Origin of the sequence: Elstera litoralis (assembly GCF_000963705.1) — a bacterium.
Classification (GTDB): Bacteria; Pseudomonadota; Alphaproteobacteria; order Elsterales; family Elsteraceae; genus Elstera; species Elstera litoralis.
The window spans coordinates 1-10,889 of the sequence record NZ_LAJY01000077.1 but is presented as its reverse complement, the minus strand read 5'-3'; the positions used below and the strand labels follow the sequence as shown (position 1 = coordinate 10,889).

Here is a 10,889-nt window from a genome sequence, read left to right as displayed (position 1 = left end):
GGGGCCGCCCTGCCGCTCGGCGGATATGCCGGAACGCTGCAAGCGCTCACCCTCGTCACCCTGATCGCCGCCGCCGGGTTTGCCGCCGTCTTCGCGGGCACCCGTGTGCCTGCGCTCCCATCCGTTTAGCCCGGAGGCTTCTATGTCGTCTGCCGATCTCGCGTCCATTCCCGGTGCCTCCCTCTTTTCCTGGGGCGATGCGATGACCTGGGAGGAATATGAGCTATTGGTTCAGCGCACGCTTATGCCCTTCGACGGCCGGTTCGAGCTGCGCAGTTTCGCTTACCGCCACCCGGTGCGGCTGCAAGAGCATTGGCCCGCGCATCAGCGGAAAGAAACCAGCGTGCAGCTCGCCTATATCCAATGGGGCGACCCGGACGCGCCGCTGCTGATCTGCCTCGGCGGTATCGCCAATACCGCGCGGCGCTGGGATTATCTCGCCCTCGATCTCTCCGCCGATTTCAATGTTATCTGCTTCGACTGGCCGGGGCGCGGCATGAGCGGCTGGCTGGCGAAGGAAGGCGATTACACACTAGAGGCCAATGTCGAGGCCCTCGCGCAACTGCTCGACCATCTCGACCGGCCCACGGCCAGCATCATCGGCTCGTCGCTGGGCGGCAGTACAGCAATGGCCTTCGCCACGGCGCATCCGGGACGGGTGGAAAAACTGGTGCTGAACGATATCGGCCCCTATATGCCCGCCGAACGGCGGCAGCGGCGGGCACAGGCTGTGGCGCATCATTATATCTTCAAACGCCCGTCCGACCTGTTTCGGCGGCTCGGGGCCTCGGCCAAAAACGACGGGCCGGTGACGGAAGACGAGCTGCTGCACAATACCTATTTCCAAACCCAATGGTCGGCGGAACATGGTGGGCGCGTCTACCGGCACGATCCGCGCGCGCTGCAAGCCTATGCCGCCAGCGCCACCGACAGCATCGACCAATGGGACGATTGGCGGAAGCTCGATATGCCGGTGCTGGTCATCCACGGGCTGATGTCCGATGCGCTGCTGCTCGAAACCGTTCAGCAGATGCTGGAAAAGCCGGGCGTCGCCGCCATGCATGTGCCGGAAACCGGCCATACGCCGGCGTTGAGCGACGCCTATCAAATCCATTTCGTTCGCTCGTGGCTGGCAGGGCACGGGCCAGAGGCCCCCTTCACCTGCCTGTTGCCGCCCGCAACGCCCCGGCACCTCTTCACCTCCGCCAAACCGGCCGCCTAATCCCCCATGCAAACCGCCCCCTCCATCCGTGACCGTTTGCGCCTGCTATTCGCCGAACGCACTCAGGCCCAGGGCGATCTCGCGCTCACTTTGGGCGATTTGCCGATGCATGCGGCGCATCTGTCGCGCCGGGCAACGGGGCAAGATGTGAGCCGTCTCTTCGCCAATACGCCCGATCTGCCCGGCGTGATCGTTCAGGACGAGAAGAAAATTCTGGGCCTCATCACCCGCCGCCGCTTTCTGGAGAATCTCTCGAAACCCTGGGCCGCGACGTCTACCTGAGCCGCTCGATCATGGTCATGCGCGAGGATATCGCCCCCGCCGCCCTGACCCTGACGGCGACCACCCCCATCGAAGACGCGGCCCAACGCGCGCTGGAACGCGGCGCGGAGGAGATCTACGATCCAATTCTCGTGACCCATGCCAACGGACTGGCGGCGATTCTCGACACGCCGATCCTGATGATGGCGCTGGCCGAAGTGCAGCGCATCGCCAGCCGCCGCAATCGAGAACTGCTGAAGGTGTCGCAGGAAAATGCCGACCGGCTGACGATTGCGATGGAAGACCTCAGCCGCACGCAAGAACAACTCGTTTCCGATATTCAAGTGCGCCAGGAAACCGAGCGCCAGTTGCGCGACAATCGTGCCCGCATGATGCGCCAGACGACCGCGTTGCAGGAAATCGCCACCTTACGCGCCGTGCGCCTAGCCGATGCCGACGCCGCCCTGCCGGATATTCTGCGCATCATCGCGCTCACGTTGCAGGTAGACCGAGTGAGTCTCTGGGCAGTGCGCCCCCAGGCCGACGGGTCTGAACGGCTGGAGCAAACCGCGCAGATCATCCCGAACCCGGCGCTGGTGCCGATCACGCCCAATGCGCCCGTGCCGCTCAGTGCCTATCCAATCTACCGGCAGGCGCTAACGCGCGATCTATCGCTAATCGTCCCGAACGTCGCCGCCGATATTCGCGTCGCCGAGTTGCAGCCCCACGATCTGCACCCGGCGGGCATCGTCGCCCTCATGCATGTGCTGGTGCAGGCCGAACAGCGCGAGGTTGGCGTCTTGCGCTGCGAGCAGGCCGACGCCCCGCGATCTTGGACCGAAGATGAGGTCAATTTCCTCAAAGCCGCCGCGAACTTCATCTCGCTGGTCACCATCGGTCAGGCGCGGCGACAGGCCGAGCAAGCCGCGCGCGAAAGCCAAACCCTGTCGCGCCTGCTGTTGGAAACCAGCCCGGTCAGCGTCTGCCTCGTCGATGATGCCGGGCGAATTCTCTTCACCAATCCCAGCTTCAGCCGCCTCGTCGGCCAGCCCCATGACGCCTTGCACCACACGGATATCGCCAGCCTGTACGTCGATCCCACCGAGCATGCCGCCAACCGGGCGCTGTTCGCGCAGACGGGCGGCTTCAGCGGCAAGGAAACGGCGATCCGATCCGCGCGCGACGGGCAGCGCTGGACCCTTTCATCTTGGGCACAGTCGCGTTTCGAAGGCCAAGATGTCATCGTCATCTGGCTGTTCGAGATATCCGACCTCAAGGATATTCAGGCGCGGCTAGAGCAGGCGAAAGATCAGGCCGAGGCCGCCACCCAAGCCAAATCCGCCTTTCTTGCCACCATGAGCCACGAAATCCGCACGCCGATGAACGGCGTCCTCGGCATGCTCGATATCCTGGCGCAAACGGTGCTGACGACGGACCAGGAGTATGCTGTCGGCCTCATCCGCGAAAGCGCCTTTTCGCTGCTGCGGATCATCGACGATATTCTGGATTTCTCCAAAATCGAAGCCGGGCGGCTTGATCTCGAACATGTGCCGTTCGCCCTGACCGATCTGGTCGCCGGGGTCACGGCGACATTGCTGCCGCTGGCCCAGAAAAAGGGCCTGCCGCTGCGCACCACCCTCGACCCGGCCCTGCCGCCGACGCTGATGGGCGACCCGGTGCGGCTGCGGCAAATTTTGTTCAACCTGCTCGGCAATGCAGTGAAATTCACCGTCAGCGGCGCGGTGGAACTGCGCATCGAACGCGCCGAAACCCGCCTGCTAATCGCGGTCAGCGATACCGGCATCGGTCTTGCCCCCGATCGGGTGGAGCGGCTGTTCGAGCCCTTCACTCAAGCCGACCGCTCTACCGCCCGGCAATTTGGCGGCTCCGGGCTGGGCCTATCGATCTGCCGCCTGCTGGTCGGCCTGATGGGCGGGGAAATCGGCGTCGAGAGCAGCCTTGGGCGGGGAAGCCGCTTCTGGGTGCGGGTGCCGCTCGAAGCCGGAACGGCGACTGTACCCGTCGTGAAACTCCCCGACGCCGCCGCAACCGATCTCAGCGGGCGCGGGCGCGTGCTAGTCGCCGACGATCACCCGATCAACCGCGAAGTTATCCTGCGGCAGTTGCAGCGCCTCAACTGCGCGGCCGAGGCCGTCCAAGACGGGGAAGAGGCGCTGAACCGGCTGACCGAGGGCGGCTTTTCCCTACTGCTGACCGACTGCGACATGCCGGTGATCGACGGCTATCGGCTGACCCGGCTGCTGCGCGCGCTGGAAGCCGACGATCCCACACTGCCGCGCCTACCCATCGTCGGCATTACCGCCAATGCCCAGGCCGATGCGGCGGACCTGTGCCGGGAAAGCGGTATGGACGATTGCCTGATTAAGCCCGTCGATACGGCCCGGCTTGGGGCCTGCCTCGCCCGCTGGCTGCCGGAAGGGGGCATCGCCCGCGTCGATTCTGAACCGGAACCGGAACCACCGCCCCCCGCTACCGCCACCGCCGTGATCGACACGCGGAGCTTCGAAGCGCTGCTGGACGGCGACCGTGCGGGCATTCGCGGCCTCTTGGAGCGGTATCGCGACTCGAGCGCGCCGATCTATACCGAGTTGCACGCGGCGCTTACCGACAAGAGCGCCCCGGAGACGGTGCGACAGCTCGCCCATAAGCTGAAGGGGGCCTCCGGCATGGTCGGCGCGCAGGGGCTGGCTGCCGTTTGCCTCGCCATCGAACGCGCGGCCCAGGCCGACGAAAGCGCCGAAAACGAACGCCCGGCCCTGGTTGCCGCCTGGCGGGCGGTCGATCATTTCATCACATCCTACTGACGCGAGGGGCCATGTCCGACGCCTTCCTATTCATCCGTCATGGTGAAACCGACTATAATCGGCGCGGCGTGCGTTGCGGCGGCGATATTGATATTCCGCTCACCGCCCAGGGCGCGGCCCAGGCAAAAGCCGCCGCCGAACAGCTTTTGGCCGATGGCCTTAGGCCCGATGCGATTTTCGTTAGCCCCTTGCAGCGCACCCGGCGAACGGCAGAAATTCTTGCCGAAACCCTGGGGTTCACCGAACCGCTAATTCCGCACGAGGGCCTGCGCGAACGGCGCTTAGGCGATTGGAACGGCCAACCCATCGCCGACACGCAAGCCTGGTTCGACGCCAAACTCACCCCGCCCGGCGGCGAGAGCGAAACCGCCTTTCGCACCCGGTTAGAGCGCGCCTTGGTCGATATCCTCGTGCGCCCCTACCGCCTACCGCTGCTGGTCGGCAGTAAGGGCGTCGCGCGGATTTTCGTCGAGTTGACCGGCGGGGCGCGCACGGCTCCGGTGGGGAATGCCGAAGTCGTGCGTTTTCCGCGCGTCGTGCTGCCTCGGCTCGCAACCGAAACTTATGCGACGGTGGGAACTTCCTAGAAGCCTATTTTCGGAAGGCTCCGCTTTGCCCTAATATCCCGGCTCACCGACAGCAGCAACGCTCTCCAGGTGCGCAACGGATAGGGCAAAGCCCCCCATGAAAAAACTTTCGACCGATTGGTTCCTGCGCGCTCGCTTGAAATTTCGGCATTTGCAACTGCTGCAAGCCATCGACGATCACCGCAATATGCACCGGGCGGCGCAGGCGCTAACCATGTCGCAGCCGGCGGCCTCCAAACTGCTCACCGATCTTGAAACCGCGCTCGATGTGCGCCTATTCGACCGGCTGGCGCGCGGGTTGGAGCCTAATTGGTACGGGCAGGTGCTGATCCGTCACGCCCGCATGGTGCTGGCCGAACTCAGTCAGGCGGGGGAAGAGCTTTCGGCGCTGATGGCGGGGGAAGGCGGGGCTGTGACGATCGGCACGGTGATGGCCCCGGCAGTCGATGCCGTTTTAGGGGCCGTCGAATCCGTCCGTTATGCGCGCCCCGGTCTGCTGATCTCGGTGCAGATCGATACCAGCGACACGCTGATTCAAAAGCTTCTCGACGCAAAACTGGATATGGCCGTGTGCCGAATTCCGCTCGGGGCCGACCCAACCTCCTTCCTCTACGAAGAGGTCGGGGAGGAGGAACTGTGCTTCGTTGTCGGGGCCGGGCACCCGCTGGCCGGGCGGGCGCGGATAAGTTTAGAGGATTTAGTCGATCAAGCCTGGGTGTTACAGCCGCGCGGCACCCTGCTGCGGCGGCGGATCGAAAGCCTGTTTCAAGCCGTGAACCTGCCCATTCCCCGGCAGGTAATGGAAACCAGTTCGGTCTTCATGTCGCTCGCCGCTGTGGCGCGCAACCAGAGCATTACCGTCGTCGTCCGCTCGGTCGCCAGCCTGTTCGAAACGCCGGATCGCTACTGCACGCTACCGTTCAAGGACGTGATTTCGGTCGAACCCTTCGGCCTCGTGCGTTTGCGCAATAAAATGCTCTCCCCCGGCGCGAGCGCGGTCTTCGAAGCGCTTCAGCAGGCCTTGGGGGCCAATCGCCCTATCCAACCGTAAACCGATACTCCGTGCGCTGGCGGTAAACTTCGCCTGGGGCGAGCCGCGCGGAGGGAAAATGCGGACGGTTTGGGCTATCGGGGAAAAACTGCGGCTCCAGCGCAATTCCGGCGTAAGCCCCGTGAGGGGCACCAAGCCCGTGGCCATCATAGACCTGCACCCCCGGCGCATCGGTCGCGACCGTCAGCCGAAGCTTTCCGTCCGGGCCGACCAAGGTTACGCAAGGGGCAAAAGCGCCCAACGGCTTGCGCAGCACGAAGTTGATATCGTAGGGCGTCGTCGGCGGTTGGCGCAGCGGGCGCAACGTGCAGAAATCGAACGGCGTTTCCGCCACCCGGCGAATTTCACCGGTGGGGATAAGGTCGGCATCGACCGGCGTATAGAAATCCGCCGCGATCTGCATTTGGTGATCGCGGCTATCGCTGCCCGGCGCGAGGGTGAAATAGGAATGATGGGCGAGGTTCATCACCGTCACGGCGTCGCAGGTGGCGGAATAACTCACCGCCAGCGTGCCCGGTGGCAGTAGGGCATAGGTGCAGGCGATGACCGCATTCCCCGGATAGCCGCTCTCCCCCGCGGGCGAGAGAAGCTCCAGCGTAACCGCCGTATCGGTCTGGGAAACAATCCGCCAATTGCGATGGGAAATCCCGGGCGTGCCGCCGTGCAGATGCTGGCGACCATGCTCGTTGCGGTCGACCTCGACCAGCGCCCCGTCCAAGGAAAACCGACCTTCGGCAATGCGGTTGGCGTAGCGGCCCGCCGTCACGCCCAAATAGGCGGGATTGTCGGCATAGCCTGAAAGTTCCGCGTGCCCCAGCACAACCGATTGCGGCCCGGTTGGGGTTTCTAGGGAAAGATCGGCCACGGTGGCCCCAAAGCTCAGGATTTTCGCCCGCATCCCGGCCACGCCGGTCAGCGTGACTTCCTCGACCGGCTGCCCGCCGATCTCGCCGACCAGTCTCCGGCTCATGCCGCCCCCCGCCGTAAGCTTGAAAACGAGCGCGTGATCGTGCGCTGAAACACGATGAAGGCGAACAGCAACCCGCCCACGGCGATTTTCGTCCACCAGCTATTCAGGCTGCCGTCGAAAGCGATCAAGGTTTGGATCACGCCTTGAATAAGGCCGCCGAACAGGGTGCCGACGATATAGCCGACGCCGCCGGTCAGCAGCGTGCCGCCGATCACCACCGCCGCAATCGCATCCAACTCCACCCCAACCGCCGCCAGCGGATAGCCCGACGCGGTGTAGAGCGTGTAGAGCACGCCCGCGAGGCTGCTGTAAAAGCCGCTCAGCGCATAAATCCCCACGGTCGTGCGGCGCACCGGCACACCCAACAGCACCGCCGACGCGCGGTCGCCACCCAAGGCATAGACATTGATGCCAAAGCGCGTCCAATGGGCGAGGATAATCCCGAGCCCCAGCGCCGCCAGCATAATCAGGGCCGAGGCCGACAGGCCGCCCCGCCCCGGCAGGGGCAGTTTGAAGCCCGCGACGCTATCGAGAAACGGGCTCTGAATCGGAATCGATTCGAGCGTTAGCCCAAAGGCGAGGCCGCGCAGCAGAAACATGCCCGCCAGGGTGACGATAAAGGGCTGGATCTCGAACACATCGATCACCCAGCCCATCGCCGCGCCGAACAGCACGCCGAACAGCAGCGCCGCCGCCACCGCTTCCAGCGGATGCCAGCCCGCCTTGGTAATCAGCAGCGCGCAGCCGACGCCGACGAAAGCGATCATCGAGCCGACGGACAGATCAATCCCACCCGCCAGAATAACGAAGCTCATGCCAATCGCCGCCGTAATCACGAAAGCGTTATCGGTCAATAGGTTGCCGAGCACGAGGGTGGAAGCGAAATTGCGGTATTGCACCATGCCGAGCCCATAGAGCAGCAGCAGCACCAGCAGCGTCGCCATCAAAGGGATCAGCCGTTCATTTTTCAGCATAGCCCGTTCCTAACCCCGCCCCAGGCGGATTGATCCCAACCGGGGAGATTGTAAAAACAGCACCGCTAAGATCACGAGCGCCTTCACCACCAGCGTATATTGCGGCGGCAGGCCGCTGACCAGAATGGAGGTCGTTAGGCTTTGGATGACCAGCGCGCCAATCAGCGTCAGCCCCAGGCCGAAGCGCCCGCCTTTCAGCGCCGCCCCGCCGATGACGACCGCCAGAATCGCATCGAGCTCCAACCACAGCCCGGCATTATTGGCGTCGGCCCCGCGAATATCCGCCGTGAGGATAATCCCGGCGCAGGCCGAACACAGGCCCGAGAGCGCATAGGCCGACAGCCGCACCCAGCGCGCATCGATCCCCGCGAGTCGGCTGGCCGCCGCATTCCCGCCGACGGCTTCCAGGAACAGCCCGAGGGCCGTGCGCCGCAGGATCAGCCCCAAGGCCAGCGCAAAAACCGCCATCAGCAGCACCCGCACCGGCAGAGCCAGCAGATAGCCGCTGCCGAGGAAACTCATCAGGTCGCTGTGAAAGGTGATGATCTGCCCGCCAGTAATCATCTGCGCAATGCCGCGCCCGGCGACCATTAAAATCAGCGTGGCGACGATGGGCTGAATATCGAGAAACGCGACCAAAAACCCGTTCCACACCCCGCAGAGCAGGCCGACGCCCAGCGCAATCAGCAGAATAAGCGCGGGCGCCATCTCGGTCGTGCGCAGCAGCACCGCCGCCGTCGCGCCGCAAATGGCGATAATCGCACCGACCGAAAGATCGATCCCGCCGGTAGCAATCACGACGGCCATGCCGAGCGCGACAAACCCCAAAGGCGTCGCCCGGTGGACAATATCGATCACACTGCCATAAAAATGCCCGTCGACCATCCGCACCGCGAAAAACCCCGGCGAGAGGATGAGATTGGCGAGCAGAATGGCGGCGAGGGCAAAAATCGGCAAAATCCAGCGCCGGTCCAGGCTGGAAAAGGAAAAGCTCATGGGGCAATCGCCTCGATAATCGCGGTCTCGGTAATGGCTCTACCGGAAAGCTCGGCAACGCGCCGCCGGTCGCGCAGCACGACGACATGATCGGCCACGGCGGTTATTTCGTCTAGTTCGGAGGAGACCAGCACCAGCGCCATGCCCGCATCGCAGAGTTTTCGGATGAGAATCATGATTTCCGCGTGCGCGCCGACGTCGATCCCGCGCGTCGGCTCGTCCAAAAGCAGGATTTTGGGGTTCATAATCAGCCAGCGGGCGAGAATGACCTTTTGCTGATTGCCGCCGCTCAGCAGCCCCACCGGCTTTTCGGCATCGGGCGTGCGAATGCTGAGCGCTTGAATCATCTCATCGGCGAGGCGCAGCTGTTCGGTCCGCGCAATCGGCTTGCGCCAGCCTTGCCGGGCTTGCAGCGCCAGAATGATATTTTCGCGCACCGATAGATCGGCAACGATACCGTGGCGCTTGCGGTCTTCCGGGCAAAAGGCGAAGCCGAGGCGGATGGCCTGGCGCGGCGTGCGCACGTCGATCGGCACGTCGTTCAGCACAATCCGCCCGCGATCGGCCTTTTCGTCGCCGAACAGCAGTTGTACCGTCTCGGACCGGCCGGAGCCCAATAACCCCGCCAAGCCAACGACTTGCCCGGCGCGCAAGGTTAGATCGACATGCTCCAGATGATGCCGCTTGCCGATGCCTTCGACGCGCAAGAGCGGCGGCGTGCTCGGTTCGGCGTCGGTATCCGCATGCCGGGCGCTGGGAAGCGCCGCCGCGTGCTGGCCGAGCATCAAGCGGACCAAATCACGCCGAGGCAGGGCCGCCGCAAGCTCGCTGCCCACGCGTTTGCCGTTGCGCAGCACGGTAATGCGGTCGGACACGGCATAAACTTGATCGAGAAAATGGGTGACGAAGACGATGGCGATCCCCTGGGCCTTGAGGCGGCGCAGCACCTGAAACAGCACCTCCACCTCATGACTATCCAGGCTGGCGGTCGGCTCGTCGAGAATGAGGATTTTGACATCCCCGGCCAACGCGCGGGCAATGGCGACCATTTGCTGAATGGCAATGGAGTAGGAACCGAGCAGCTTATTCACATCCAGCGTCAATCCAAGCGGCGCCAGCAGCGCTTCGGCATCGGCCTTGGCGGCCCGCCAGCGGATCAGACCAGCGACGCGCTTTTGCCGCCCGAGGGTGAGATTCTCCGCCACCGTCAGCGTCGGAACCAGATTAACTTCCTGATAGACGGTGCTAATCCCCAGCGCCTGCGCCTCCTGCGGGGTGCGCGGGTGAATCGGCTGCCCGGCAAGCCGCATCTCCCCGCCATCGCGACGATAGAGGCCGGTGAGAACCTTAATTAGCGTTGATTTGCCGGCACCATTTTCCCCTAAAAGCGCGTGGATTTCGCCCGGATAGAGATCGAAATCCACCCCATCCAACGCCTTAACGCCAGGAAATAGCTTGGTAATGCCAACAAGAGACAGTACGGCAGGCTGAAGCATTCGGGCCGCCCCTCCCCCTATTATACTGAGAAAAGAATGCCGGAGCTTCTCCTATGGGGGTGAAGAATCTCCGGCATCCAGGGGGGAGCTATTTTGCGCTGCGGCGCTTATATTCGTCGGCAGCGGTATCCGGCAGGAACAGTGGGCCTTGCGCCTTGATCCATTTGGCGACGGGCTTGCCCGCTTTAGCCGCATCAATGGCATCGAAGGCCGGACCGCCGAGGTGCGGGTTCAGCTCGATGGTCGCATTGGCATCGCCATCGGCCATCGCCTTGAAGATATCCGGAACCGCATCGATGGAAATGATCGTGAGATCTTTACCGGGCTTCAATCCGGCTTCCTTGATCGCCTGAATCGCGCCGAGAGCCATATCATCGTTATGGGCATAAACGGCGCAGAGGTTTTTACCGCCGCCTTCCGCCTTCAGGAAGCTTTCCATGACTTCCTTACCGCCCGAACGGGTGAAATCACCGCTCTGCGAGCGCGCCAAGACCATACCGGGGAACA

Annotated in this window: 10 protein-coding genes; 5 read left to right on the top strand and 5 right to left on the bottom strand. The window is 63.7% G+C overall.

Going from position 1 to position 10,889, the window contains the following annotated elements; translation table 11 throughout:
* The first annotated feature begins 142 nt into the window (after positions 1 to 142).
* The 5 genes from VZ95_RS04000 (at position 143) to VZ95_RS03980 (ending at position 5,946) form a co-directional block, all read left to right on the top strand.
* On the top strand, positions 143 to 1,222 hold the full coding sequence (locus VZ95_RS04000) for an alpha/beta fold hydrolase (protein WP_045774728.1): 1,080 nt from the start codon (positions 143 to 145) through the stop codon (positions 1,220 to 1,222).
* Positions 1,223 to 1,228: 6 nt separating this feature from the next.
* Complete coding sequence (locus tag VZ95_RS03995) at positions 1,229 to 1,504, top strand: CBS domain-containing protein (protein ID WP_045774727.1); 276 nt, start codon at positions 1,229 to 1,231, stop codon at positions 1,502 to 1,504.
* Between the two features lie 17 nt (positions 1,505 to 1,521).
* Positions 1,522 to 4,308: a hybrid sensor histidine kinase/response regulator gene (locus tag VZ95_RS03990; protein WP_198148073.1), complete on the top strand. Its 2,787-nt coding sequence runs from the start codon at positions 1,522 to 1,524 to the stop codon at positions 4,306 to 4,308.
* An 11-nt stretch (positions 4,309 to 4,319) separates the two neighbouring features.
* Positions 4,320 to 4,895 carry a histidine phosphatase family protein gene (locus tag VZ95_RS03985; protein WP_045774726.1) on the top strand — a complete coding sequence of 192 codons (576 nt, stop codon included), beginning with the start codon at positions 4,320 to 4,322 and terminating at the stop codon, positions 4,893 to 4,895.
* A 97-nt stretch (positions 4,896 to 4,992) separates the two neighbouring features.
* Positions 4,993 to 5,946 (top strand): LysR family transcriptional regulator, encoded by a 954-nt coding sequence (locus tag VZ95_RS03980; RefSeq protein WP_045774725.1) that lies wholly within the window; start codon positions 4,993 to 4,995, stop codon positions 5,944 to 5,946.
* Here VZ95_RS03980 and VZ95_RS03975 read toward each other — a convergent pair.
* The 5 genes from VZ95_RS03975 to VZ95_RS03955 all read right to left on the bottom strand — a co-directional run.
* Positions 5,933 to 6,916 carry an aldose epimerase family protein gene (locus VZ95_RS03975; protein ID WP_045774724.1) on the bottom strand — a complete coding sequence of 328 codons (984 nt, stop codon included), beginning with the start codon at positions 6,914 to 6,916 and terminating at the stop codon, positions 5,933 to 5,935. The genes VZ95_RS03980 and VZ95_RS03975 overlap by 14 nt on opposite strands.
* The gene (gene yjfF, locus VZ95_RS03970) at positions 6,913 to 7,890 is read right to left on the bottom strand and encodes a galactofuranose ABC transporter, permease protein YjfF (protein WP_198148072.1); all 978 of its coding nucleotides are present in this window, start codon (positions 7,888 to 7,890) and stop codon (positions 6,913 to 6,915) included. Before yjfF ends, VZ95_RS03975 begins: the two co-directional genes overlap by 4 nt.
* Positions 7,891 to 7,899: 9 nt before the next feature.
* Positions 7,900 to 8,886: an ABC transporter permease gene (locus VZ95_RS03965; protein WP_045774723.1), complete on the bottom strand. Its 987-nt coding sequence runs from the start codon at positions 8,884 to 8,886 to the stop codon at positions 7,900 to 7,902.
* The gene (locus VZ95_RS03960) at positions 8,883 to 10,382 is read right to left on the bottom strand and encodes a sugar ABC transporter ATP-binding protein (protein WP_045774722.1); all 1,500 of its coding nucleotides are present in this window, start codon (positions 10,380 to 10,382) and stop codon (positions 8,883 to 8,885) included. Before VZ95_RS03960 ends, VZ95_RS03965 begins: the two co-directional genes overlap by 4 nt.
* Before the next feature lie 88 nt (positions 10,383 to 10,470).
* On the bottom strand, positions 10,471 to 10,889 hold a 419-nt coding region (locus VZ95_RS03955; RefSeq protein ID WP_045774721.1), incomplete at its 5' end, for a substrate-binding domain-containing protein.

What these genes read in the sequence shown, in the direction of transcription:
- VZ95_RS03995 (WP_045774727.1), top strand. Translation starts at nt 1,229, where the DNA reads ATGCAAACCGCCCCCTCCATCCGTGACCGTTTGCGCCTGCTATTCGCC.
- VZ95_RS03960 (WP_045774722.1), bottom strand. Translation starts at nt 10,382, where the DNA reads ATGCTTCAGCCTGCCGTACTGTCTCTTGTTGGCATTACCAAGCTATTT.
- VZ95_RS04000 (WP_045774728.1), top strand. Translation starts at nt 143, where the DNA reads ATGTCGTCTGCCGATCTCGCGTCCATTCCCGGTGCCTCCCTCTTTTCC.
- VZ95_RS03980 (WP_045774725.1), top strand. Translation starts at nt 4,993, where the DNA reads ATGAAAAAACTTTCGACCGATTGGTTCCTGCGCGCTCGCTTGAAATTT.
- VZ95_RS03975 (WP_045774724.1), bottom strand. Translation starts at nt 6,916, where the DNA reads ATGAGCCGGAGACTGGTCGGCGAGATCGGCGGGCAGCCGGTCGAGGAA.
- VZ95_RS03990 (WP_198148073.1), top strand. Translation starts at nt 1,522, where the DNA reads ATGCGCGAGGATATCGCCCCCGCCGCCCTGACCCTGACGGCGACCACC.
- VZ95_RS03985 (WP_045774726.1), top strand. Translation starts at nt 4,320, where the DNA reads ATGTCCGACGCCTTCCTATTCATCCGTCATGGTGAAACCGACTATAAT.
- VZ95_RS03965 (WP_045774723.1), bottom strand. Translation starts at nt 8,886, where the DNA reads ATGAGCTTTTCCTTTTCCAGCCTGGACCGGCGCTGGATTTTGCCGATT.
- yjfF (WP_198148072.1), bottom strand. Translation starts at nt 7,890, where the DNA reads ATGCTGAAAAATGAACGGCTGATCCCTTTGATGGCGACGCTGCTGGTG.